Below are 24,005 nucleotides of genomic sequence, written 5' to 3' on the forward strand. Positions count from 1 at the left end.
TTCCCGCTTATTGCTCTGTGTTGCTTGTTTCCCCAAGCGAGAAGGAGAATCGACTATGAAGAAAAAGTGGATCGTTGTCGCCGAGAGCAGTCGTGCTCGGATTTTTTCTGTAGAGAGTCGGACTAGTCCACTCAAGGAAATCGATGACATGGTCAACACTGCCAGTCGGGCACATAATCAGGATTTAGTATCTGATGAGCCTGGACGGGGTTTTGATAGTTATGGTGCTGGAGGGCGTCACGCCATGGAATCCAGAACAGAACCTAAAAAGCACGAAATGCAGATGTTTGCCCATGACCTAAGTGAACGTCTGGAAAGCGCTCGCCGAACCGGTGATGTCAACGACCTGGTTTTGATTTCCCCACCCAGTTTTCTGGGGGCACTCAAGCAGCAAATGGGTGAAGTGACACAGAAATATATCAGTCAAACCATCAATAAAAACTTTATCAATAAAAGCGAACAAGAAATTCGCCAGTATTTATTTCACTAAAATTCAAGCCGGTAGCGATCGTTACCGGCTTTTTTTATCTTGTTGATAAACCGCGACCGGTTTCAAACTTCCAGGTACGAATCACGGTCAGCATATCGTTATTTTTCAGCACATCTTTGGGAATGGCGGCATAAGGCGCACCCAGTCGCACGATTTTGACGGCAGCATCATCCAAAACTTTATGTCCTGATGAACGTGATACGACGATGCCACCCGCCGGTACACTGCCATCCGGATTAATATCTACAGATAGCATCAGACTGCCACTCAGGCCTTTTTGCCTGGCTTCCTGAGGGTAGTTCATATTACCGATGCGCTCGACTTTCATTTCCCAGGCTTTCATATAGGCGGCGGCAGCAAACTCTTTGGTCGAGGCTGAAATGCGTCGCTTTTTAGGCCTTTCACTTAAGGCCTTGGTGCTTTTATCGAGTTTTTCCTGAAGCTCACTTATTTCACTTCTGGCCTGCATCATCAAATCACGGGCAGAAATTTCGGGCTTAGCCACTTCTTCAGGTTCTGCCTCAGTTTCAGCAGCGATTTCCGCTGTCTCTGTTTTTTCTACCTTGCGTTCCGCTTTTTCCTGAGTGAGCTTTTTCACTGGCTTCTCTGGTTTCGGCACAGGCTTTGCCTTGGGCTGAGGTTTGGGTTTTTGCACCTCAGGTTTCGGCTCGACCACCTTTGGCTCTGGCGGTGTTGGTTCTGGTGCTGGTGGTTGTACGGCGACGGTTTCCGTCTCGGTAACCGTTTCTGTTTTTTGCACTGGCGGTGGTGCCGAAGGTTGGTCTTCAGTTAGCGGTACAAGTATGTCTTTTGTAGGCACTGGGGTAGGCGTATCAAGTTCCCCCCCGCCTTCATTATTTGCCTGAGCCAGAAAGTCCGCTTCTTCTGGCTTGATTTTGTCTTGTTGTTTCACCAGCGTGATATCAAGATTGTTCGCTGGTGCGTTGGTGGGCTTAGAAAACACATCAAAGCTCACACCCAGCACAATCACCAGATGCAGGATGACTGAAAACAGCAGAGTAAAAATGAGTCGATCTGATGATGCGCTGGTTGCCATAGCTATGGAGTCGTTGTTGAGCCTATTTCACGTAAAATCGGTTGAGTTGATTTGTCAGTAAAATGAATTTTTTTCTGCATGGACGGGGTCATTTCAACTTGACCATCGGCACGAACAATCATCACTTCCTTAATACCCATTGAGGCGGCAATTTCCGGCCAGTCTTTACCGGCCACAATTAATGCTGTCGCTGCGGCATCAGCACGGGCGGCTTGCTGGTGAATCACTGTCGCAGAAATATTATCGCGTGCGGGGTAACCGGTTCTTGGATCCAGAATATGAGGGTAGCGTTTGCCCTCATAGGTAAAGAAACGTTCATAGTCACCGGAAGTAAATACACTTTCGTCACCGGATACGGCTACAGAGGCGATCATGGCAGCTTCTTTTCTTGGATGGCGGATACCAATGACCCAGGGGCGGTTGCCGTGTTTACCGATAGCGCGTAAATCACCCCCAATATTGATAATGGCATTATTCACGCCTTGTTTTCTCAGGGCATCAATGGCGGCATCAACCGCAGTGCCTTTGGCAAAACCACCGAAGCCCAGTTTTACCATCGAATTATCACTGGTCAGAATATTATCCTTAATATGGATATCGTCCATGGTGGGGGCCGCTTTTAACCAGGCATCGATTTTATCTTGAGCTGGTGGTGGACGTGACTCAAACCAGTCATCACGATGGTAACCCCAAAGTTCAAATAATTTACCGGCAGCCGGATTAAACAGGTTATGACTTTCCTTGGCATAGGTCGCTGCCTCTTCAATAACTGTGGCCACTTCTGGTTTGATTTCGACTGGTTCGCCGTTTGCAATTGCTTTATTGATACGGGTTAAGGTGCTGGGTTTCCATGCATGCCAGGTTTCATTAATGTTATCGAAGGAGTCTTCCAGATCGGTCACTGTTTTCTCGGCAGTGTCAGCATCCACACCGTAAAGGCTGACATCAATTTCAGTGCCGAAGGCGTAAAATTTTGCCTGGCGAGCAGCTTCTTCCTGTTCGCCGCAAGCTGTGAGTAATAAGGTCGTTAAGATAAATAAAAGGGGTATCAGTTTCATGGTAGAAGTTTGTCTATTGCAGTCATAAGATCGGCACCAATATTGATGCCAAATTGTCGATCAAGTTCACGGATACAGGTCGGACTAGTGACATTTATTTCGGTCAGATAATCACCAATCACGTCGAGCCCGACAAAAATTAAGCCTTTTTCGCGGAGTTTGGGGCCGACCTGCTCGCAGATCCAACGATCCCTGTCGGTCAATGGCCTGCCTTCAGCGCGTCCTCCTGCAGCAAGGTTGCCACGAGTTTCACCTTCAGCTGGGATGCGGGCCAGTGCGTAAGGCACGGGCTCACCGTTAATAAGCAAAATGCGTTTGTCGCCGTCTTTGATAGCCGGCAAATACTTTTGCGCCATCACCGAACGTCGCCCATGTTCTGAGAGCGTTTCGACGATAACTGAGAAATTGGGATCGCCTTGATTGATGCGGAATATAGACGCGCCACCCATGCCATCAAGCGGCTTAAGGATAATATCGCCATGTGTTTGCTGGAAGGCTTTTATCAGATGTTTTTGGCGTGTTACCAAGGTCGGAGGACAGCATTGTGGGAACCAGGCGGTAAACAGTTTTTCATTCGCATCACGCAGGCTTTGCGGATCATTGATGATAAGTACGCCAGCAGCCTGTGCTTGTTCCAGCAAGTAAGTGCTGTAGATATATTCCATATCAAACGGCGGATCTTTGCGCATCAGAATCGCATCTACATCGGTGATAGGACGGGTGACTTTTTCACCCAGTTCAAACCAGTGCTCTGGATCATCGAACACACAAAGACTGCGCATTTCAGCAAACACCTTGCCCTCTGACAGAAAAAGATCTTGCTGTTCCATATACAAAATCTGCCAGTCACGCTGCTGCGCAGCCAGCATCATCGCGAGACTGCTGTCTTTTTTGGTATTAATCCGATCGATCGGATCCATAACGATGCCAATGGTTCGTTGCATAGTCACTCTCATGATTACCTGACTCAGGGGGTGAATTGTACCTGAATGGCGGCGATGGAGTGACGAGGAAAATATGTGCTTAGGCTTTGTGCTAACAGATTTATCTGTTGTCGACCTCTACAGTCAGCTCGGTATTCGCTATAATCCCGTATGTTTTGACTTTGGATTGTGAAATCGAGCTAATGACTAAGACAGCGGTGATGAAGGCGGAAACGCCAAGAACCTTTCAGGAACTGATCCTCAGGCTGCAACAGTACTGGGCTGAGCAGGGCTGTGTGCTTCTCCAACCATACGATATGGAAGTGGGTGCGGGGACATTCCATCCAGCCACATTTTTGCGCGCAATTGGTCCGGAGCCATGGAGTGCTGCTTATGTTCAGCCTTCACGTCGTCCGACCGATGGCCGTTATGGTGAAAACCCGAACCGATTACAGCACTATTATCAGTTTCAGGTTGTGTTAAAACCATCACCTATCAACATTCAGGAGCTGTATTTAGGTTCGCTGGAAATGCTGGGGTTGGATACCGCTATCCATGATGTACGTTTTGTCGAAGACAACTGGGAATCACCCACGCTAGGTGCCTGGGGACTAGGCTGGGAAGTCTGGTTGAACGGTATGGAAGTTACACAGTTCACCTATTTCCAACAGGTTGGCGGACTGGAATGTCGCCCCGTTACCGGCGAAATTACCTATGGTCTGGAACGTATTGCTATGTACCTGCAAGGCGTGAGCAGTGTCTATGACTTAATCTGGGCCGATGGTCCTATGGGGAAAGTCACCTACGGTGACGTGTTCCACCAAAACGAAGTCGAAATGTCGACCTACAACTTCGAACATGCCGATGTGGAAAGTTTATTCACCACATTCGATACCTGTGAACGCGAAAGTCAGCGCATGATAGAAGCAGGTTTACCTCTGCCTGCCTATGAGTTGGTACTCAAAGCGTCACACACATTTAATTTACTAGATGCAAGAAAAGCCATTTCCGTGACAGAAAGACAGCGATTTATCCTCCGTGTCCGTACTTTGGCCAGAGCCGTTGCTCAGGCGTATTACGACAGACGTGAGTCATTAGGTTTCCCAATGGTTCAGTCAGCAGATAAGGAGGTGCAATCATGAGTCAGGCATATCAGGATCTGCTTATCGAATTAGGTACAGAAGAATTACCACCAAAAGCATTGCTGAAATTAAGTCAGGCGTTTCAACAGGGTGTCGAGCAGGGGCTAAAAAGTGCTGAGTTAAGCTTTGATGTAATTCGTGCCTACGCGACCCCAAGACGTTTGGCCTTGGTGATTTCGAAGTTACAAACCCAGCAAGACGATTTAACAGTAGAACGCCGTGGACCGGCTGTGACGGCGGCATTTGACGAAGATGGTAACCCGACCAAAGCGCTACAAGGCTTTGCTCGCTCTTGTGGCGTGGATGTCGATGACTTAGAAACCATGCAGACGGATAAAGGCGCATGGCTAATTTTTAAACAACAACAAAAAGGCGCTGAAACCGCCAGTTTGCTGCCAGACATTATTCAACAGTCACTCAACGCTTTACCGATTCCCAAGCGTATGCGTTGGGGAGACTTGCCGGGTGAGTTTGTCCGACCTGTGCATTGGTTGGTGGTATTGCTCGGCGATGATGTTGTTCCCGTCAATTTGTTAGGGGTGAATTCAGACCGCTTCACGGTCGGTCACCGTTTCCACCATCCACAGCCTATCCGAATCAGTACACCGATGACCTATGCGCCACAACTGGAAAGCGAAGGTCACGTAATGGTCGACTATGAAGCCAGAAAACAGGCGATTCATGGACAAGTGAATGAACTGGCGGCCAGCCTCGGTGGTGATGCTGTGATTAATCCGGATCTGCTCGATGAAGTGACGGGATTAGTGGAATGGCCAGTAGCTCTGGCAGGTAACTTTGCCCCGCGTTTTCTGGAGTTACCCGCTGAAGCGTTGATTTCATCAATGGAAGGTCATCAGAAATATTTTGCTGTACGGGCGAAAAACGGTGATTTATTACCGCATTTCATCACCATCTGTAATATCGCCAGTCAGGATCCGGCACAAGTGATTGCTGGCAATGAACGTGTCATTTTGCCGCGCTTGAGCGATGCCGCGTTTTTCTGGGAAACCGATCGTAAATTGCCACTGGCACAACGTCAGGAACAATTAAAAACCATCGTGTTCCAGAATAAGCTTGGAACGGTTTATGACAAGTCTCAGCGTGTTGCAGCCTTAGCCGCCAGTATTGCCCAGCAGATGGGTAGTGAGGCTCAATTAGCAGAGCGTGCTGCTTTATTAGCCAAATGTGATCTTGTTACAGAGATGGTTGGTGAATTCCCTGAGCTACAGGGCATTATGGGCCGTTATTACGCGCAATTGGATGGTGAGCATGCCGATGTCGCTGAAGCGCTGGATGAGCAATATCGTCCACGCTTTGCCGGTGATGATTTGCCTCAAACGGCTACCGGTATTGCTGTCAGTCTGGCTGAAAAGCTGGATACCATAGTGGGATTATTTGGTATTGGTCAGCCACCTTCAGGTGTGAAAGACCCGTTTGCTTTACGACGTGCTGCTTTAGGCGTGCTGCGGATTATTATCGAAAATAAGTTATCGCTTGATCTGTCTCGTTTAGTCACAGAAGCGGCAAATAACTTTGTTGATATCCTGACTGAAGATGAGGTGACAACGCAGGTAATGCAGTATTTTTACGACCGTTTGCGTGGTTATGTTATCGATCAAGGCGCTAAAGCCGATGAATACGAGTCAGTGCTGGCAGTATCACCAACGCAACCTCTGGACTTTATGCAGAGAATGAAGGCGGTGGCTGAATTTAGAAAACTGGAACAAGCTGAGTCTCTGGCCGCCGGTAATAAACGTATTGGTAATATCTTACGTAAAAATGAGGCTGAGCAGGAAGGCTTGAGTGTTGATACAAACTTATTAGCCGAACCTGCCGAAAAAGCATTGGCCGATCAGGTTGTGGCTGCACAACACGCGTTGAAACCACTTTATTCAGCTTCTGATTATGCGGGTGTTTTAAATTATCTCGCCGGCATGCGTGAAACCATCGATGCTTTTTTTGAGCAAGTCATGGTAATGTCTGATGACGAGGCAGTAAGAAACAATCGCTTAGCCTTACTCAATCAAACCCGGGCACTATTTCTGGGCGTTGCCGATATTTCCTGCTTGCAGGAGTAACAGGAGCAATTATGTCGCTGATTATTCTGGACCGAGATGGCGTCATTAATCATGATTCGGATGATTTTATAAAAAATCCGGCAGAATGGGAGCCGATTGAAGGCAGCCTCGAAGCGATTGCTCGCTTAAATTATGCGGGATACCGGGTGGTGGTGATTACCAATCAGTCGGGTATCGCGCGTGGTTTATTTGATGTGGAAACCTTAAATCGTATTCATAGCAAAATGCGTCGGATGCTGGCTCAGGTCGGCGGCAAAATTGAGGCGATTATGTTTTGTCCTCATGGTCCGGAAGATGACTGTCAGTGTCGTAAACCTCAGAACGGTTCGTTTGTGGATTTAGCTCATCGTTTACGAGTGAATCTGGAAAATGTGCCTGCAGTGGGGGATTCCTTACGTGATATTCAGGCAGCGATGTTGTCACAAGCCCGACCTATCCTGGTCAAAACCGGCAAAGGTGAACGAACCCTGGCTGCAGGCATTCCGGATGGTGTTGAGGTTTATGAAGATTTGGCGAGTGTCGCCACGGCCCTATTAGAACGCAAACTGCAATGATCTATATTCGCTCCACTATTTTCTTTATTTTACATGCTGTTACAGCCGTATTGTTTTCCTGTTTAGGCGTTCTGTTATGGCCATTACCGTTTAAATGGCGTTATGCCGTGGTCAGCCAGTGGGCGAAATCCAATATCTGGCTATTGGACAAAATTTGTCAGGTAAAGCTTGAGGTCGAAGGTCGCCAAAATATAGGCGATAAGCCCGCTGTGATTATTTGTAAACATCAATCCTCGTGGGAAACGCTGGCATTACAGGCTGTTTTTCCGCCTCAGGTGTGGGTATTGAAACGTGAATTATTCTGGATTCCGTTTTTTGGTTGGGGGCTAGCTTCTCTAAACCCTATTGCTATAGACCGCAAAGCTGGGAGAAAAGCGCTGAATCAAGTGATAGAACAAGGCTTGGATCGGTTAAGCACTGGTGCCTGGGTGGTTATTTTTCCTGAAGGCACAAGAATAGCGAAAGGTTATATTGGTCGCTTTGGTATTGGCGGTGCCAGACTTGCAAAAGAAACCGGATATCCTGTTATTCCGGTGTGTCATGATGCCGGTAAATCATGGCCTAAACATGGGTTTTTGAAATACCCCGGTGTGATAAAAATGACGATAGGCAAAAAGATGGCTACTGATAGCCTCTCTGCAGCCGAGTTAAATCAACAGTTGTTTGACTGGATGGAACTGCAACAGACCAAACTGGAAGGGAAGAAACCGATGCTTCTGGATAAAAAGAAAGAACAATAAGGTGGCGACTGTGGCGAGAGCAGAAGGCATTTTACGAGTACTAATTATTGATAGTTCTTTGACGGATGCAGACGTGATTGTCAATGTGCTGCGTAGTGCTGGTCATGCTGTGCGGGCGACAAGGGAAGATAAGCCTGCCGCGATTGAAAAATTGTTATCAGCCCAGAATTGGGAACTCATCTTATGCCGCGAGCATGTCGCTGATGTCCAGCCGATGGATATCCTCAATCTGATTCAACATTTAGATAAAGATTTGCCCTGTATCATCATTACCGATGATAAAACACATGAAGCTGACTATTTCACAACAAACGCGAAAGATATTGTGTTGTTTGAGGATAAACAGCGCCTGCAATTTGTGATTAATCGTGAGATTGATAATCTTTTCATAAGACGTCTGGCACGACGTAATGAACGAGCGCTCAGAGAGAGTGAGAAGCGCTCCAAAACGCTTTTAGATAGCTCCAGAGATGCTGTCGCTTATATGCATGAAGGAATGCATATTTATGTTAACCAGGCCTACTTAAACTTATTTGGTTATCACGAATCTGAAGATGTTGCCGGATTACCTATTCTGGATTTATTTAGTGCAGATGATCATCCTAAGTTTAAAGCCGTGTTCAGGCAATTTACGGAACAACCTGATGCGCCCCCGGTAACCCTAATGGGTAATGGTCTTACAGCTGAGGGTGTTACGTTTAAAGCAGAAATTCAGTTCAGTCATGCCCGGGTAGAAGGCGAGGATTGCACGCAGGTTGTAATTCGTGATGACACGGTAATCAATGAGCAAACAGCGCCTGTGGTCACGCTTATTGATGAGCATGACCAGCTCACCGGCTTATACAACCGTAGCCGCTTTATTGATGAGTTGGAAAAAACGGTTCGCCGTGCTGCAGAGGGAGAAGGAGATGCACAGCTTTTATATCTGACATTGGATGACTTTTTATCCATTAAAGAAAAAGTGGGATTAGGTACCAGTGAAGTTATTCTAAAAAGTGTGTCTGACTTGTTACAGAATAATCTTGCTGAACATGAAGTTATTGGTCATTACGGTGATCAGGTCTTTACGATAATTGTTCCTCATCATGATGACGCCTATATTGATGAGCGAGCTGAATCTTTCCGCAGAACCATTGATGATTATGTGTCGCATGTGGCGGGTAAAACGATTGATTTACACTGTAGTGTTGGTATCGCCCGAATCAATGAAAGTCAGCTAACGGCTGAGGCTGTATTGGAAAATGCAGATAGAGCGGCGATGAAAGCACAGCATGCGGGTGGTAATCAGGTGATGCGTTTTCATGCTCAAAGCAGTGAAATTGAACAACAGTCGAGCGAAGTCTGGCACAAACAGCTGCAAACAGCACTGCAGGAAGATAAGTTCACTTTGTTTTATCAACCTATTGTGAGTTTACATGGCGAAGAACAGGAATTTTATGAGGTCTTGCTCCGACTTCAGGTGAATGATGAATTTATTGCAGCGGATAAATTTATTCATCATGCCGTTCAGTTAAAAATGATGACAGAAATTGATAAATGGGTGATTCGCAGTGCCTTAAAAGCATTAACCATTCATCGTCAACGGTTTCCTAAAACACGCTTCTTTATCAAGTTATCTGAACAAAGTCTGCATGAAGAAGCTTTTGTTGATTGGTTGTCTGCGTCATTATCCGCTCAACAGCTGACAGCTCGGTCTCTCATTTTTGAAGTAAGTGAGACAATGGCGATTGATAATGTTGAGCAAGTGAGTCATGTTATCGAGCGTTTACAGAGTTTAGGCTGTGAGTTTGGTCTGGAACATTTCGGCTCCGGCATCGATTTCTCCAATAGTCTGAAAGCGTTTAATGTCGATTATTTAAAGATCAACGGCACGTTTGTCGAAAATATGGCACATGATGCTGAAAATCAGGCGGCTGTTAAAGCGATTATTGAGATGACAAAAGAAGCGGGTAAACGCTCGATCGCTGAGTTTGTATCTGATGCTAATAGTCTAGCTCTATTGTGGCGTTTAGGCGTAGATTATGCCCAAGGCTATTATATTCATGAACCGTCAGCAGAGATGAACTATAACTTTGAAGATGACGAGCTTTAACGTAAAAAAAGCCGGGCTTGCCCGGCTTTTTTATTGATCATTATCGGTTTCCACGTAAGGCGTTGATGCGCTCTTCTAACGGTGGATGCGTCATAAATAATGCTGACAGACCGCCGCCTTTGCCTCCGGAGATGCCCATAGCGTGAAGCTGATCAGGTAATGGTTCGGTTGATGTGCCTGCTAAACGTTGCAGTGCGGCCACCATCTTGGGAGCGCCGACCAGACTTGCAGCACCGGCATCAGCTCTGAATTCACGCTGACGGCTGAACCACATCACGATGATACTCGCCAGAATACCAAGCACTAGCTCGGCAATAATTGAAGTGATCCAGAATGCCGGGCCATGGCCACGTTCTACCTTAAATACGGTTCTATCGACGAGATGACCAATGACGCGAGATAAAACAATAACAAAGGTGTTCACGACACCTTGAATTAAGGCCATTGTCACCATATCCCCGTTAGTGATATGGCTTACTTCATGAGCCAGTACGGCTTCTACTTCATCCTGAGTCATGGATTGCATAAGACCTGTGCTTACGGCAACAAGTGCATTATTTTTGTTCGCACCGGTTGCGAAGGCATTCGGTTGTGGAGAGTTGTAGATAGCGACTTCTGGCATACCAATATTCGCTTGTTGTGCTAAGCGTTTAACGGTATTGACCAGCCAGCGTTCTGTGTCATTTTTAGGTTGCTCAATGACCTGGGCGCCTGTCAGATGTTTAGCTGTCCATTTTGAGATAAGCAGCGAAATGATGGAGCCACTGAAACCAATAACGGCTGCATAGATAATCAAGGCATTCATATCAAGGCCTGCACCTTGCTCATCCAATAGACTGTCAATGCCCAGCAATCTCATTGTAATGCTTAATACGGCGAGTACAGCTATATTGGTGCCAAGAAAAAGTAATATGCGTTTCATGCATTCAATCCTGTCTTAATGAATCATGGTTAATATGGGTAGAGTCCCTGCTATTTTCAAGCAGGATAAAGACAATTTTTCACTATCTCAGTTTCCAGTTGATGACGAATATTCTGGTATGCATGTTCGAACTCAGTATCGATGATTAATGTACAGATAGGTTGACCTGAATGAATCATCTGCTGGTCAGAAGGAATATCGTGAGCCTGAGGTGGCCAGTTTGCTTTTTCACGAACACGATAATTTTTATCAGCAAACAAGTAAGATAATGTTCTTATGCTATGTTTTTGTATGTCTTGATAAGCTAGATTATCTGCTTGGGTGCTCATACAAGCCTGAATATGTCTGCGTAAAATATCACCTGAGTTGGAATAGAGTTCTGCTGAGGCAGATAGCCTTGGATTCAATTCAAGAATGTAGATATTGTCTGCCTCATCGATTAGAAAATCGAGACTGCCAAACCCTTTAAAACCCGTTGCTGTAATGAGTTGCTGTAACGCTGTGCTTACTTTTTGTTGTGAAGATGGATTGAGAGCAATCTGGTTAGTAAGCTGTTGTATGGTGAAGGTGTGTTTGTCATGAATCTGTTCATTAAAACCAAGGACTGAAGCAGCCTTTCCATCAGCAATAAAGCTTACTGAAGCAGATTTACCTTCGATATATTCCTGGAAAATCACCTGTTCATCAGAGTAAAGATTGGTGTGTTTAATATGTGTTCCCCCACAACTCTTCATATCCTTACTGAGCCAGCGCCTTTTATTTTTGTCTGGAGGGCTGATGAGGTGAGTTTCAGGATAAGGAATACCTAGTCTGTCGAGTAATGGAAAAAACTGATCAGCTGAGCGTAGTTGTTCAAAAGTATGGAAGGTATTGCCTAATGGTTGAATATGAGGGGGTAACTGTTCCAGAACAGGGTAAAAACGTTCGATTCCAGCGCCACAAATCAACATACACGGCTGCTGTTGGCTCAGAGAATCAAGCGATGAGAGCAAGGGGGCTATTGTGAGTTTATCTAACGAAGGTAAGCGAAGTAATCGATCGGAAACGCGCTGGGTATCTGTATCTGCAAAACAGTCCGCAACCCAGGTCTGGTAACCGAGTTGGGCCGCGGACTGTGCAATAAATCGAGCAGTTTGCGCAAATATGAGTAAAGGTAACTGCCCTTGTGGCATAGCCTGACTGTGTTAAACCAGTTTACGCGCACCTTCAAAAGCATTACGGAAATCAAGATATACAGGTTTTTCTGATTCTAGGGTTTCTCTCAGTAAAGCTTGCTGTAATTTGTATTTAATATCACCAATAGCCAAGGCACCAATCCCTACTGCATCAGGTGAATTCGTAGCATGAGTCAGAGGTGCACCAAAGTCCATTAATTTAACGCCTTCAATACCCAGAGGTGAAACCGCATTGACATCACCAGCGACTTTGAGTTTTGTCGCATCACGAAGTACAGAAGCATTTAACACTTGAACACCGGCTTTTGCCGCACAGAAAACGATATCTGCATCAGATAATAGACGAGCCTTGTCAGCATCAGATGCTGCCGTTGTTCCACGTAAATCGACGCCGTAACGTTTTTTAGCTTCTGCTGCAAATTCAAGTGCTGTATCAATAGAAAAGTGATCAACAATCGCAGTTTCAGCACCTTGGAGTGCAGCAATGACTGCTGTGGCAATACCTACTGGACCTGTTCCACCAAATACAACGGCTTTAGCCCCTTTTAATTCTTGCTGAAATTTGCTTTTTAGTTCACGTTCGACACAAGCAACCAAAGCTGCTGCAGTGGTAAATGCACCACTTGGATCTGCAAATACTGAAATTTCAAATGGTGGCACCATCGATTTTTTGGCTGAATCCAGCATGTCCATGGCTAATCCGATATCACGGCCACCAATGAACATTCCTGTTTTTTTCACGCCAGAAGGGCCACGGGAAAATATGGCATCTTGAGTTAATCCTGCGACTTCACTCAACTCAACATGAGAGTATGGAATGAGTACATCGTAACCAGCGTCTAACGCCATGTTAATGTCAAAAGGGCTGTTATGCTTCATTGGATTGAGCATGTGAATAATCGAACGTTTGGACATAATTAATCCTTATAATAAAATCAAATTACGGCTGGAGTTGTGATAATAGCCACACTTACATAGAGGATTCAATAACTGCACCATGATTATCAGCAGATGTCTGAATAAAGATGGGGGCGTTACCATCCGAAAAAGTGGTTTTGGCAAACTGGGTAAGATGCTCGATTAATTGTTTTGCCTTAGCCTCATTTTCGACAAAGATACAGCCAGTTGGTCCCCATGAGCTCTGTGCTACTCCTGAATGACCTAATCTTTGTGCTTCTAATAAGCAAGATTCAACTCGCTTGCTGGTATATCTTCCACCCTGTGCTTTTGCAAAATGATCACCAATTAAAGCTTGAATATCGGTGACTGCTTTGCCAAAGTCATCACAAGACTTCTCTATGAGTGCAGGTAACAAGCACATCAATGTCAAATGGCTAATTAATCGTGCATTTTCTTGAGGGAAAATAGGTAGTTCATGGAACGCTTGTACCTCGGCAGTGCCATGTATACCTTGATGATGAGGATCCATAACCAATACTATTTTCCAGTCTGCCGGATAATCCATATGAGCCAGAATAGGAGGTACAGTCTGGTTTGGTTTTAATCCACCATCAATCACAAACCCGCCATGATCAAAAGTAGCAATGCCGATACCTGAGCGTTTCCCCCTACCTAGCTGCTTCGCGATAGAGGGTGTGGAGATTGATATACCATGAAATTTGGCAAGGGCCGTACCTACAGTTAAGGCCAGTTGTGTCCCAGACCCCAGACCTGAGTGCTCAGGAATGGTTTGTTTTACACAAATATTGATGCATCGGTTTGCGGAAGGAATCTGACTACCGATACTTTCATAAAAACGTTCGCAAATTTGTCTGATTTTCAGTTTCAAATTATCCGTCAGGTCTTTACCTTGAATAAGGAAGTTCTCAGCGGGGGATATTTGAATGATGGTGTGATGGCTATTGATCGCCACGCCGATACTACCGAACTTGCGACCAATTTCAGCATTTAAATCAAGAAATCCCAGATGGAGCCTGGCCGGAGCCTGAACGGTAACAGATGACATTGCCGTCAGGCTTTCAGCTTCAGCAGTTTGTTGTTTCACTGTTCGTTATCAATCTTGCAGGCAATGTCGTAAATCGTGGTTTCATCCAAAAAGGCATCATTACTTTCAAAAAGTGAAGCGATAGCGCCACGGTGGACTTTCATTTTGAAGTTACCAATGGCAATTGCGCCGTAGTAACGCATGCCATTTTTCTCTGTGCCATTATCCATAACTTCCATACCTGCCACACCGAGGGGAGGTACAGCGTTAACATCAGCAACAACTTCAATAGAGGTATTGTTTTCCAGTGCCATTTCCGGCACAACACAGACACCCGCCGGGCCAGCAGCAATCACAACATGAGCATCAGATAAGACACGTTTAACCGCTTCATCACTGCGTGTTTCACCTGGAAGAACCTCAACACCGTAATGTTCTTTCATTTCTTTGACGGTCGCTTTACTTCTTTCCATGCTGCGGCACGTTAAAGTCACTTTTTTTGCACCTTCTCTCAGCATATAAAGTGCAGTACGTTGGCCAACAGGGCCTGAACCTAAAATAACAACGTTTTTATCTTTCACATCGTAATCTGTTAGCACTTTTCGGGCGATAGCCGCGGCAGTGGTATTTGAGCCGTTAGGATCAAGCATAACCGATACGCTGACTGGACCAAAAAACGCTTTTTTAACTGCTTTACCAACCAGATCGCTGGCAGGGACATTTGAGCCACCGATGAAAATCGCGCTATTTTTTAAGTTTTTACCGCCACGAGTAAAAATCATGCCGTGGACATGTGGTGTGACATTGTCACGTGTCGCGCCGCCATGAGCAATAATGTTATCGACTCCAGCATCATAAGCGACTGCTTGGTCGAAGGTGCTGGCAACTGGATCGGTATCCAAGTGCAATAACAATTTTTTCATTTGGCTATCTCCCGCCTGTATTAATAGTGTCTGAATCAATAAGAAATTCTACCTGATGTTGCTCTTGTGTGAAAATAAAGCGTTTTTCGTCTATCTGCGATGGCGGAAGATGGTGAAGAATTCATGTAATATATCTACCTAATTCTGTATCAAAATCAGGATAAGTGGAACTTAATACTATAAGGCTGAGTCACAACTCATCCAAACTGATGAATAATAATTTATAGGAGAGAATGAATGAAGATTGCTGGAGCTGCTACGTTGTTTGCTACAGGTTTGGCGTTACTGCCAACAATGGCAATGTCCAATGATTTTTCTACGGTAACCCGTGTACATTTTGTGATGGATTGTATGGAAGCTAATCCTAAAATGAATGTTTATGAAGGTGTTCATAAATGTTCTTGTGTGGCGGATAAAATGGCAGAAGCCTTTTCCGAAAAAGAGTTTGAAGATATTAGTGCTGGCTTTATGTACAAGAACCTACCTGCTGATAAAGGGGCGGAGTTCAGAGACGACAAAGGCCTTAAGAAAGGTTTAAAACTTTTCGAACAAGTGAATGAAACAGCTTATAAAGAGTGTCGTATTCACAATTAATAAATGTTCAAATAAAAAAGGCCGCTTAAGCGGCCTTTTTTATTTGTGGTTCGGTTAAATGTCTTTTTCTATTTCAAACTCTTCTGATTGAGTATCACGTACTTTCGCTTCTAATTTTCCATGTTCTTCAGGTGTGAATGTGAATCGAAGACTTGGATCTTCACTGATAGATATTCCAGCATCAACACTTATTAAGGGTTGACCGTTATAGCTGATATCAATTTTATCCACATAATGTGCCGGTATGTATTTACGTGCCTTTTGATCAAATTGTAGTCCGTTGTAGTTGGGATGACTGATGATCATCTGCGCCTGAACCGGTTCACCGATGGTTGGTTGACGCATTCTTAGCTGCATTTTGCCTAAACGTGCTAATGCGGCGGCGGCATCTTTGCCAGCAGGAGCACTACAGCCACCAGAGGCTTTCACAAAGCGCGACACCATATATAAACTGCCGTCGTTCATTTCGGCGACAGCGCGAACATAGGTATATTGATCAACCCGCATTCGAGTTGATAAATCCACGCTACCTAGGTTCGGGGAAAGGTGGAACTTTGCCGAGTAAGGCATCGGGTTGTTATCGATAAATACGTATATGTTTTCTATGTAGTTATCTTTTGTTTGTGGTTTTAATGATTTTATCGTGATTGGAACAATGGCTGCGTCTTCAGCACGTTTTGGTGCTTCCAAAACTAATACATCATTTGCATCATCTTGTATTGTTTTGTCACCAAAGTAAGTTTGTTTAAGCGCAGGCCATACGGGTTCTTCCGGCGTAGCTGCCATGATCGAGTAACTACTTATAAGTAAGGCCAAACCCACTAGTGTTATTGTTGATAATCGACTAAACATTTTTCTCTCCCAATAAGTCGTTATTGTTATTGTAAGATTTTTGAGAAGTTATGTATGGGAAAAGTTCCTTGTTCTGCTTGTGTCGGCTGATATCACGAAATTACCTGGTTAAAACTAGATATCTTCGTTTCCATAAAAGCATTAGGGCGCAGTGGTTCTGTAAATATTCGTCCATTGATCAGAATCGCGATATATGGGCTTTCAACTGGTACAATATCGGCCTTTATTGAATCAATCCAGTTGAGAGTTTCTAACATGACTATACGTACCCGTTTTGCACCAAGTCCAACAGGTTATCTACATGTTGGTGGGGCGAGAACAGCCTTGTTTTCATGGCTTTACGCCCGTAAACATGGTGGTCGATTTGTACTTCGCATTGAAGATACCGATCTTGAACGTTCGACGGATGAATCTGTACAAGCGATTCTCGATGGTATGTCCTGGTTGGGGCTCGATTATGATGAAGGGCCTTTTTATCAAACTCAACGTTTCGATCGTTATAAAGAAATCATTCAGCAGCTGATGGATCAAGGTGATGCTTATTATTGCTATTGTTCTAAAGATGAATTGGAAGATATGCGTGAAAAGCAACGCGCCAACAAAGAAAAGCCTCGCTATGACGGGCGTTGCAGACATTTAACAGCACCTAAACCTGGCATTGACCCTGTTATTCGTTTCAAAAATCCAACATCCGGCAGTGTTGTGGTGAAAGATATGATTAGAGGTGATGTCGAATTTAAAAATGCTGAGCTGGATGATTTGATTATTGCACGTCCTGATGGCACCCCCACGTATAACTTAACTGTCGTTGTCGACGATATGGATATGCAGATGACCCATGTAATACGTGGTGACGATCATCTCAATAATTCACCCAGACAAATTAATATCTTCAACGCTCTTGGTGCTGAACCACCGAAGTTTGCTCATGTGCCGATGATCCTTGGTGATGATGGTGCCAGATTGTCAAAACGCCACGGCGCGGTAGGTGTCATGAGTTATCGCGATCAAGGTTATCTACCAGAAGCATTATTAAACTATTTAGTGAGACTGGGTTGGTCACATGGTGATCAGGAAGTGTTTTCGATACAAGAAATGATCGAGTTTTTTGATATTGAGGATGTTAACAGAGCAGCTTCTAGTTTTAATACTGAGAAGCTACTGTGGTTGAACCAGCAATATATCAAAAATAGTCCTGCATCCCATATTGCAAAACATTTGGCTTGGCATATGGAGCAACGGTCAGTCGACTTGTCTGCAGGGCCTACGCTTGAGCAAATTGCTGAGCTCTATCAGGAACGTGCAAAAACGCTTGTCGAAATGGCTGATAGCAGTATTTTCTTCTATGAAAAAGTCAGCAGCTATGATGAGAAGGCAGCAAAGAAAAACCTGAACCAGACGAGCTTACCTTTGTTGCAAGATATGAAAACACGCTTATCACAAATTACAGATTGGCTTGCAGAACCCATCCATACAGAAATAAAAGTCTGTGCCGAAAAGCATGAAGTAGGTATGGGGAAAGTTGCCCAGCCAATCAGGGTGGCTATCACAGGAAATACAGTGTCACCTTCCCTGGATGTGACACTCGAATTACTGGGTCGTGAGCGCACATTGGAAGCAATCGGACTAGCTATTGACTGGATTATTAATCAGGGCTGAAACAGGACTAAAAACCTGTACTAACTAAAAAATATATAAATTTCATTCACTTATGCTTTCGGGAAAAAATTCCCGAAAGTTATAAGTAAAATATCATAAAAAAGATGGGAAATATGCTTGACTAACGTTTTCTTCAAGATTATTGTTGCCCTACGCATGAGGTTCAACACTGAACAATTTTCGTGTCGTACATAACTAGAAAGCAATAAAGAGGAAAACTTTATGAAGCTGAAAACTTTATCAATCGCAATGATGACATTAGCTGTTCCAGGTCTGGCAGTAGCTGATGAATTATTGGAAATGCAAAAAGATGAAAACAACTGGGTTATGCCAGCAGGTAACTATGCGAATACACGTTACTCTGAATTAACACAAATCAACAAAGACAATGTTAAAGATTTAAACATGGCATGGTCTTTCTCAACCGGTGTTTTACGTGGTCACGAAGGTAACGCTTTGGTTATCGACGGTACTATGTACGTTCACACACCATTTCCAAACATCGTTTATGCGTTGGACTTAAACAACGACGGTGCGATCAAATGGAAATATGAACCCAAACAAAACTACGATGAAACAGTGCCTGTTATGTGCTGTGACACGGTTAACCGTGGTTTAAGCTATGGCGATGGAAAAATCTTCCTGAACCAAGCGGATACAACATTAGTTGCTCTGAATGCCGCTGACGGTAGCGTAGTTTGGTCTGACAAACGTGATGATCCAAAACGTGGTGCGACTAGCACTGCAGCAGCTCACGTATTCAAAGATAAAGTCATCGTCGGTATTTCAGGTGGTGAGTTTGGTGTACGTGGTTACGTTCAAGCCTATGACTTAGATGGTAACGTTAAATACAAAGCGTACAGCACGGGTCCTGATGAAGAAATGTTAGTTGATCCAAGCAAAACCATGTCTATGCTGAAACCAGTTGGCAAAGATTCATCTTTGAAAACTTGGCAAGGTGACCAATGGAAAATTGGTGGTGGTACAACATGGGGTTGGTATTCATACGATCCTGATCTGAACATGTTCTACTACGGTAACGGTAACCCATCAACTTGGAACCCGGTTCAACGTCCTGGTGACAACAAATGGTCAATGTCTCTATGGGGTCGTGACTTAGACACCGGTATGGCGAAATGGGTTTACCAAATGACACCATACGATGAGTGGGATTATGATGGTGTTAACGAAGTTGTACTTGTTGATCAAAAACTGCAAGGCAAAATGCGTAAAACCGCTGTCCACTTTGACCGTAACGGTTTTGGTTACACCATGGACCGCGTCACTGGTGAACTGTTAGTGGCTGAAAAATATGATCCAGCGGTTAACTGGTCAAACGGTGTGAACCTGAAAACTGGTTTACATGATCGTGTAGCGAAATACTCTACTGCACGTAACGGTGAAGACGTTAACACAACAGGTATTTGTCCTGCGGCCTTAGGTTCTAAAGACCAACAGCCTTCAGCGTACTCTCCACGTACTGGTTTACACTATGTCCCAACAAACCACGTTTGTATGGACTATGAACCATTTGAAGTGGAATACGTAGCAGGTCAACCATACGTTGGTGCAACATTAAGCATGTTCCCAGCACCAGGTGGTACACACTTAGGTAACTTCATCGCTTGGGATTCACGTGAAGGTAAGATCGTATGGTCAAACCCAGAACGTTTCTCAGTCTGGTCTGGTGCCTTAGCTACCGCTTCTGACGTCGTCTTCTACGGTACATTAGAAGGTTACCTGAAAGCCGTTGATGCGCAAACAGGTCGTGAGCTGTGGAGATTCAAAACTCCATCAGGCGTTATCGGTAACGTCAACACCTACAAACATGACGGTAAACAGTATATTTCTGTACTGTCTGGTGTCGGTGGTTGGGCTGGTATCGGTATGGCGATTCCAAGCTTAGAAAATGACACAGATGGTCTTGGCGCAGTCGGTGCATACAAATCACTGTCTAGCTGGACTAACCTGGGTGGTGTTCTGAGTGTATTCAGCCTGTAAGACCCAGATGATATAGATTACTCCGTAATCTTAATCTGAATAAAAGGCCCGGCATCTTTTGATGTCGGGTCTTTTTTTTGAAACAAATATGTTAGCTTTATGGTCGAAAGTTTTTCATAATCAAAAAAAGGAAGAGAGAATGACCAAAATACAGCGTTGGACACTAGTTATTATGGGAGTCCTTCTGGGTACAACCACAGCATTTGCTGCTGGTGATTTAAAACCCCTCCCTGGACAAAAAGCCGTGCGCGTTTGTGCTGACGGTTACAACCTGCCTTATTCAAATAAAGAAGGTGAAGGCTTTGATAATAAGATCGCAGAGTTATTAGGCAAAGAATTGGGGTTACCCGTTGAATATTATTATTTCCCGCAACGTATCGGCTTTTCACGTAACACAATTAAAAAAGTAGATCCTGAGACAGGATTGTTTTATTGCGATGTCGCAATGAGTATTCCTGAACATACAGATTTCTTAAAACCGACTAAACCCTATTGGAGTTCAATTGAAGCAATGGTCTACCGCAAAGGAGAAGGCTATGAGCTTCATCAGATGAAAGATATTGTCACGGCAAAAAAAGATGGTAAACCATTACGTATCGGTATCTTTGATCGTGGTGTAACAACAAAAGCGCTATTAGACCTCGGTTTAGCTGATCAAATTCAATATTTCCAAATGATGCCTGGTGATGCTCGAGTGAATGCTGGACGTATTATTAGTGATGAGCTCGCCAAAGGTAATATCGATGTTGCGTTATTGTGGGGGCCCATTGCTGGTTACTATGCTAGTGAGTCAGATGTGCCAATGGTTGTTCAGCCTCTAAATGAGCTGGGTGAGGCCTATGTGTTCAGCTTTAGTATGGGAACGCGTTATCAAGACAAAAAATGGAATGCGCTATTAAACCAATTCCTGACAGAAAATAAAGATGAGATTGATGCCATCATGGCGCAATATCATTTGCCGTCATTGGATAACGTTAATCCTTATCCTAAAAAGCGGGTTCGCAAGGATGATGACGATTAATATTTAGCTGAACATTTTATCGGGGTGACTATTCAATCGTTGCCCCGATAATTGTTTTTAAATTGTGATTAATTTTTTTTGCAAATACCTGTTGTTTAGTGTTGTGAGAAGTTTCATCCATTAATTCGGTACTGATAATAACCTGACCAGAGTTGGACTGACGTACACTGATATTACAGGGCATTTCATTGATGAGCTGGGGATTGATTTCCATCATTTCTTTGGCATAAGTGATGTTACAAAAATTAGTAATCGTCGCTAATGGAAAATCCGTATCACCACGATCTCGAATGGCTTGGCCAATGTGACTTCGATGAATGATGCGGTAATTTTGTTCTGAAATAGCAATATCTAAGTTTAATAAGGTATCTTCAAAAGAATACGGACTTTCTTTTTCATATAGTCTGTTTTCAGTCTGCTGCTGACAGGCTGTAAAGAAGAGAAATGTAAGAATAATAAGAGTGTAGCTGACAATGCCTGAGGAAAATATTTTCATGTTTTAAAGCTATATTTAATGAATGATTGTTTAGAATAACACTATAAAATCAAAGTAAAAAAGAGAGAGGTTCAAAGTGAAAAAATTGTTAATGGTATTGATGTCTGGATGGCTTATGGTGCTTTTCAGTAATGCCTTTGCTGAGCCTGGATTCTCAGAAGTAAATAATGAATTATTTGATAAAGCTCATTTAAAAAATATTACACAGCCAGGCACATTAACCTATAAATATAAAAAAGAAAGCTTCGTTGAAGATTCCCGTGAAGACACAATAAAAGTACACGTATCAAATATCCGTAATACTGGTCGTAGTGACCTATCTTTTGATTTTTTCACCAACCAGTATAAACGTCCTTATGAACCCATGGAAAACCAGCGTGGAAATGGCGTTTTTGTGCTTTTCTTAGAGTTTGATGTACATGAAATGAAACGCCTGACAGGCGGCGAATGGCGTTATTTCCAACGCAAACTTCGTTGGGCATTAGCCGCTGGCGCTGAGAAAAAACAGGTCGATATTGACTACAACGGTAAAAAGGTAAAAGGTACACAATATATTGTCCAGCCATATATTAACGATCCTAAAAATGCACGTTATAAGCTATATGCCAGCAAATATTATATTTTCACCCTTTCAGAAGATATCCCAGGTGAGATTTATGAAGTTAGAACTATTGTGCCAGATGGTGATACATGGCATGAAGGACAGGCTGCATTAGTCGATGAAAGTATTACATTTGAAAGCTATAAGCCCGAGTAAAAAAATAATTTACTTGATCTTGGACAGCATAAAACGGGCTGAAAAGGCCCGTTTTTTTATATGAAACTATTTTCCCGCTTTCGCCGAAGTATTCAAGGCTCACTTTTGTTACATGAGCTAAGTTTCTTGATTATTATTCTTGTGACTGCCAGTGTCGGAATCGTCTGGGCTTTTGCATGGCAAAAAAGTTCTGAAGAGTCTTTACGATTGACTTCGATGAATAATCACATGCAAAACATTCGTGGTGAGTTATACCGACAATTGAAAGAAGTATTTGATGCGAACTTTCTTGCGGATACGGACGCCCCTGAAGAGTATGAACAATATACAGATAGAATTACAGGGTTTATCCAAGACTTAAAGCAGGAAGCTGAACAACAAAACGAGTTTCAGGCAGTGATTGATATCGAACTGGCTTATCAACGGTTCCATGATGAAACGCATACTCTGTTAAGAGTCATGCAACCATCTGAGCAACAAAAAGAATTGCTGAATCTACAACTGGAGAAATATACCTTTAAAAAACTCGAAGATGCTTTCAGCCAATTTGAGAGTCTACTCAATAAAAAACAGCAAGCATTGACCCATGATCGACAGAAGTGGATGTCGCAGTTATTCATACTTGTACCCATCCCGATCTTATTAGCATTAACGCTATTATTACTATCACGGCGTTTTGTGAATAATAATGTCATAAAACCTCTTGCTAGAGTGATGCAAGGCGCAAGGCGGATAAGCAAAGGGGAATTGAATCATGAGATTAAAGGTGGTGGGGTAGATGAGTTAATTCGACTGTCTGATGCCATTAACATGATGGCCAGTGAGATTATTGTCAATCGTGACCGATTGATTGAAGCAAAAAAACAAGCCGCTTTGGGCGAGTTGGTTCCCTTGGTTGCTCACAACATTAGAAACCCATTGGCCAGTATTCGTGCAGCAGCCCAAGTCACATTAGATGAAAATCCAGAGCCTGAAATTCAGGAAGCATTAAAAGATATTATTATCGCTGTAGATCGCCTTGAACGCTGGGTGACTTCATTATTAACGTATCTGCATCCAATAAGTGCTCATTTCACTCAGAAACCTCTGACAGAGGTGGCAGACAATACCTTGGCTATGATGGATTTACAACTCAAGGATAAATCGATATACATCGAACGGAAAGGATGGGAGTTGCAGCCTACACAGGTTTTGATTGATATTAATTTAATGGAACAAGCTATATTCAATCTTATACAGAATGCCATTGAAGCCTCACCAATTTCGTCAAAGTTAAGACTGGAATATAAAGAGAGTTCAGACCAAATTGAATTAAGTATTCGTGACCAGGGAAAAGGAATGAACTTTGATCCGTTAGATGAAAATGCTGTTGGTAGGGATGATACTAAACGGCTTAGTTTTGGTCTGGGCATACCCTTTACACTTAAAGTTGTGAAACAACATCAGGGCGAACTCTTTTATTACGCTAATGGTGTTCATGGAACATGCGTGATTATCAGACTGCCAAAAATTACCTAAGGTAAAGT

22 protein-coding genes are annotated in these 24,005 nt (G+C 43.7%); 12 read left to right on the forward strand and 10 right to left on the reverse strand.

What is annotated here, in order from left to right; all coding sequences use genetic code 11:
- Positions 1-55 precede the first annotated feature (55 nt).
- The gene (locus MAMP_RS02845; RefSeq protein WP_007144473.1) at positions 56-490 is read left to right on the forward strand and encodes a host attachment protein; all 435 of its coding nucleotides are present in this window, start codon (positions 56-58) and stop codon (positions 488-490) included.
- Positions 491-524: 34 nt separating this feature from the next.
- Here MAMP_RS02845 and MAMP_RS02850 read toward each other — a convergent pair whose 3' ends face one another.
- The 3 genes from MAMP_RS02850 to gshB are packed head-to-tail and all read right to left on the reverse strand — an operon-like array spanning position 525 to position 3,549.
- Positions 525-1,547 (reverse strand): energy transducer TonB, encoded by a 1,023-nt coding sequence (locus tag MAMP_RS02850; protein ID WP_007144474.1) that lies wholly within the window; start codon positions 1,545-1,547, stop codon positions 525-527.
- 2 nt (positions 1,548-1,549) lie between these two features.
- Entirely contained in the window at positions 1,550-2,605 is a 1,056-nt protein-coding gene (locus MAMP_RS02855) for an FAD:protein FMN transferase (RefSeq protein ID WP_007144475.1), read from the reverse strand.
- Positions 2,602-3,549, reverse strand: a complete 948-nt coding sequence (gene gshB / locus MAMP_RS02860) for a glutathione synthase (protein WP_007144476.1) — start codon at positions 3,547-3,549, stop codon at positions 2,602-2,604. The genes MAMP_RS02855 and gshB overlap by 4 nt, the downstream gene beginning before the upstream one ends.
- Positions 3,550-3,731: 182 nt before the next feature.
- Between gshB and glyQ the strand changes: the two genes are divergently transcribed.
- The 5 genes from glyQ to MAMP_RS02885 are packed head-to-tail and all read left to right on the forward strand — an operon-like array spanning position 3,732 to position 10,134.
- The gene (gene glyQ, locus MAMP_RS02865; protein ID WP_007144477.1) at positions 3,732-4,670 is read left to right on the forward strand and encodes a glycine--tRNA ligase subunit alpha; all 939 of its coding nucleotides are present in this window, start codon (positions 3,732-3,734) and stop codon (positions 4,668-4,670) included.
- Positions 4,667-6,748, forward strand: a complete 2,082-nt coding sequence (glyS, locus tag MAMP_RS02870; protein ID WP_007144478.1) for a glycine--tRNA ligase subunit beta — start codon at positions 4,667-4,669, stop codon at positions 6,746-6,748. The genes glyQ and glyS overlap by 4 nt, the downstream gene beginning before the upstream one ends.
- An 11-nt stretch (positions 6,749-6,759) precedes the next feature.
- A complete protein-coding gene (gene gmhB / locus MAMP_RS02875; RefSeq protein WP_007144479.1) occupies positions 6,760-7,302 on the forward strand; it encodes a D-glycero-beta-D-manno-heptose 1,7-bisphosphate 7-phosphatase in 543 nt (180 codons plus the stop codon).
- Positions 7,299-8,042 (forward strand): lysophospholipid acyltransferase family protein, encoded by a 744-nt coding sequence (locus tag MAMP_RS02880; protein WP_007144480.1) that lies wholly within the window; start codon positions 7,299-7,301, stop codon positions 8,040-8,042. The genes gmhB and MAMP_RS02880 overlap by 4 nt, the downstream gene beginning before the upstream one ends.
- 10 nt (positions 8,043-8,052) lie before the next feature.
- Positions 8,053-10,134, forward strand: coding sequence for an EAL domain-containing protein (locus tag MAMP_RS02885; protein ID WP_007144481.1), 2,082 nt, complete (start codon positions 8,053-8,055; stop codon positions 10,132-10,134).
- Between the two features lie 40 nt (positions 10,135-10,174).
- Here the strand turns inward: MAMP_RS02885 and htpX are convergent, their stop codons facing one another.
- The 5 genes from htpX to MAMP_RS02910 are packed head-to-tail and all read right to left on the reverse strand — an operon-like array spanning position 10,175 to position 15,099.
- Positions 10,175-11,056, reverse strand: a complete 882-nt coding sequence (gene htpX, locus MAMP_RS02890) for a protease HtpX (RefSeq protein WP_007144482.1) — start codon at positions 11,054-11,056, stop codon at positions 10,175-10,177.
- Between the two features lie 56 nt (positions 11,057-11,112).
- Positions 11,113-12,228 carry an ATP-grasp domain-containing protein gene (locus MAMP_RS02895; protein ID WP_040576152.1) on the reverse strand — a complete coding sequence of 372 codons (1,116 nt, stop codon included), beginning with the start codon at positions 12,226-12,228 and terminating at the stop codon, positions 11,113-11,115.
- 12 nt (positions 12,229-12,240) lie between these two features.
- Positions 12,241-13,146, reverse strand: a complete 906-nt coding sequence (locus MAMP_RS02900; RefSeq protein ID WP_007144484.1) for an NAD(P)-dependent methylenetetrahydromethanopterin dehydrogenase — start codon at positions 13,144-13,146, stop codon at positions 12,241-12,243.
- Between the two features lie 55 nt (positions 13,147-13,201).
- A complete protein-coding gene (locus MAMP_RS02905) occupies positions 13,202-14,236 on the reverse strand; it encodes a beta-ribofuranosylaminobenzene 5'-phosphate synthase family protein (protein WP_007144485.1) in 1,035 nt (344 codons plus the stop codon).
- A complete protein-coding gene (locus tag MAMP_RS02910; protein WP_007144486.1) occupies positions 14,233-15,099 on the reverse strand; it encodes an NAD(P)-dependent methylenetetrahydromethanopterin dehydrogenase in 867 nt (288 codons plus the stop codon). Before MAMP_RS02910 ends, MAMP_RS02905 begins: the two co-directional genes overlap by 4 nt.
- 237 nt (positions 15,100-15,336) lie before the next feature.
- Between MAMP_RS02910 and MAMP_RS02915 the strand changes: the two genes are divergently transcribed.
- Entirely contained in the window at positions 15,337-15,693 is a 357-nt protein-coding gene (locus MAMP_RS02915) for a hypothetical protein (protein ID WP_007144487.1), read from the forward strand.
- Positions 15,694-15,747: 54 nt separating this feature from the next.
- Here MAMP_RS02915 and MAMP_RS02920 read toward each other — a convergent pair whose 3' ends face one another.
- The gene (locus MAMP_RS02920; RefSeq protein WP_007144488.1) at positions 15,748-16,545 is read right to left on the reverse strand and encodes a quinoprotein dehydrogenase-associated SoxYZ-like carrier; all 798 of its coding nucleotides are present in this window, start codon (positions 16,543-16,545) and stop codon (positions 15,748-15,750) included.
- 255 nt (positions 16,546-16,800) lie between these two features.
- Between MAMP_RS02920 and gltX the strand changes: the two genes are divergently transcribed.
- The 3 genes from gltX to MAMP_RS02935 all read left to right on the forward strand — a co-directional run bounded on the left by gltX (position 16,801) and on the right by MAMP_RS02935 (position 21,226).
- Positions 16,801-18,204 carry a glutamate--tRNA ligase gene (gltX, locus tag MAMP_RS02925; protein ID WP_007144489.1) on the forward strand — a complete coding sequence of 468 codons (1,404 nt, stop codon included), beginning with the start codon at positions 16,801-16,803 and terminating at the stop codon, positions 18,202-18,204.
- Positions 18,205-18,426: 222 nt separating this feature from the next.
- A complete protein-coding gene (locus tag MAMP_RS02930) occupies positions 18,427-20,205 on the forward strand; it encodes a methanol/ethanol family PQQ-dependent dehydrogenase (protein WP_007144490.1) in 1,779 nt (592 codons plus the stop codon).
- Positions 20,206-20,344: 139 nt separating this feature from the next.
- The gene (locus MAMP_RS02935; protein ID WP_007144491.1) at positions 20,345-21,226 is read left to right on the forward strand and encodes a quinoprotein dehydrogenase-associated putative ABC transporter substrate-binding protein; all 882 of its coding nucleotides are present in this window, start codon (positions 20,345-20,347) and stop codon (positions 21,224-21,226) included.
- A gap of 28 nt (positions 21,227-21,254) precedes the next feature.
- On the opposite strand, the gene MAMP_RS02940 is transcribed toward MAMP_RS02935, so the two are convergent.
- Positions 21,255-21,722: a DUF302 domain-containing protein gene (locus MAMP_RS02940; protein WP_007144492.1), complete on the reverse strand. Its 468-nt coding sequence runs from the start codon at positions 21,720-21,722 to the stop codon at positions 21,255-21,257.
- 76 nt (positions 21,723-21,798) lie between these two features.
- Between MAMP_RS02940 and MAMP_RS02945 the strand changes: the two genes are divergently transcribed.
- Together MAMP_RS02945 and MAMP_RS02950 are read left to right on the forward strand one after the other, a co-directional pair.
- A complete protein-coding gene (locus MAMP_RS02945) occupies positions 21,799-22,479 on the forward strand; it encodes a hypothetical protein (RefSeq protein WP_139031825.1) in 681 nt (226 codons plus the stop codon).
- Positions 22,480-22,539: 60 nt separating this feature from the next.
- A complete protein-coding gene (locus tag MAMP_RS02950) occupies positions 22,540-23,997 on the forward strand; it encodes an ATP-binding protein (RefSeq protein ID WP_007144494.1) in 1,458 nt (485 codons plus the stop codon).
- Positions 23,998-24,005: the final 8 nt, after the last annotated feature.

The organism is Methylophaga thalassica MP (assembly GCF_000214595.1).
GTDB lineage: Bacteria > Pseudomonadota > Gammaproteobacteria > Nitrosococcales > Methylophagaceae > Methylophaga > Methylophaga thalassica.

Coding starts and splice junctions, on each gene's coding strand:
- MAMP_RS02845 (WP_007144473.1), top strand. CDS start 56: ATGAAGAAAAAGTGGATCGTTGTCGCCGAGAGCAGTCGTGCTCGGATT.
- MAMP_RS02850 (WP_007144474.1), bottom strand. CDS start 1,547: ATGGCAACCAGCGCATCATCAGATCGACTCATTTTTACTCTGCTGTTT.
- MAMP_RS02855 (WP_007144475.1), bottom strand. CDS start 2,605: ATGAAACTGATACCCCTTTTATTTATCTTAACGACCTTATTACTCACA.
- gshB (WP_007144476.1), bottom strand. CDS start 3,549: ATGCAACGAACCATTGGCATCGTTATGGATCCGATCGATCGGATTAAT.
- glyQ (WP_007144477.1), top strand. CDS start 3,732: ATGACTAAGACAGCGGTGATGAAGGCGGAAACGCCAAGAACCTTTCAG.
- glyS (WP_007144478.1), top strand. CDS start 4,667: ATGAGTCAGGCATATCAGGATCTGCTTATCGAATTAGGTACAGAAGAA.
- gmhB (WP_007144479.1), top strand. CDS start 6,760: ATGTCGCTGATTATTCTGGACCGAGATGGCGTCATTAATCATGATTCG.
- MAMP_RS02880 (WP_007144480.1), top strand. CDS start 7,299: ATGATCTATATTCGCTCCACTATTTTCTTTATTTTACATGCTGTTACA.
- htpX (WP_007144482.1), bottom strand. CDS start 11,056: ATGAAACGCATATTACTTTTTCTTGGCACCAATATAGCTGTACTCGCC.
- MAMP_RS02895 (WP_040576152.1), bottom strand. CDS start 12,228: ATGCCACAAGGGCAGTTACCTTTACTCATATTTGCGCAAACTGCTCGA.
- MAMP_RS02900 (WP_007144484.1), bottom strand. CDS start 13,146: ATGTCCAAACGTTCGATTATTCACATGCTCAATCCAATGAAGCATAAC.
- MAMP_RS02910 (WP_007144486.1), bottom strand. CDS start 15,099: ATGAAAAAATTGTTATTGCACTTGGATACCGATCCAGTTGCCAGCACC.
- MAMP_RS02915 (WP_007144487.1), top strand. CDS start 15,337: ATGAAGATTGCTGGAGCTGCTACGTTGTTTGCTACAGGTTTGGCGTTA.
- MAMP_RS02920 (WP_007144488.1), bottom strand. CDS start 16,545: ATGTTTAGTCGATTATCAACAATAACACTAGTGGGTTTGGCCTTACTT.
- gltX (WP_007144489.1), top strand. CDS start 16,801: ATGACTATACGTACCCGTTTTGCACCAAGTCCAACAGGTTATCTACAT.
- MAMP_RS02930 (WP_007144490.1), top strand. CDS start 18,427: ATGAAGCTGAAAACTTTATCAATCGCAATGATGACATTAGCTGTTCCA.
- MAMP_RS02935 (WP_007144491.1), top strand. CDS start 20,345: ATGACCAAAATACAGCGTTGGACACTAGTTATTATGGGAGTCCTTCTG.
- MAMP_RS02940 (WP_007144492.1), bottom strand. CDS start 21,722: ATGAAAATATTTTCCTCAGGCATTGTCAGCTACACTCTTATTATTCTT.
- MAMP_RS02950 (WP_007144494.1), top strand. CDS start 22,540: ATGAAACTATTTTCCCGCTTTCGCCGAAGTATTCAAGGCTCACTTTTG.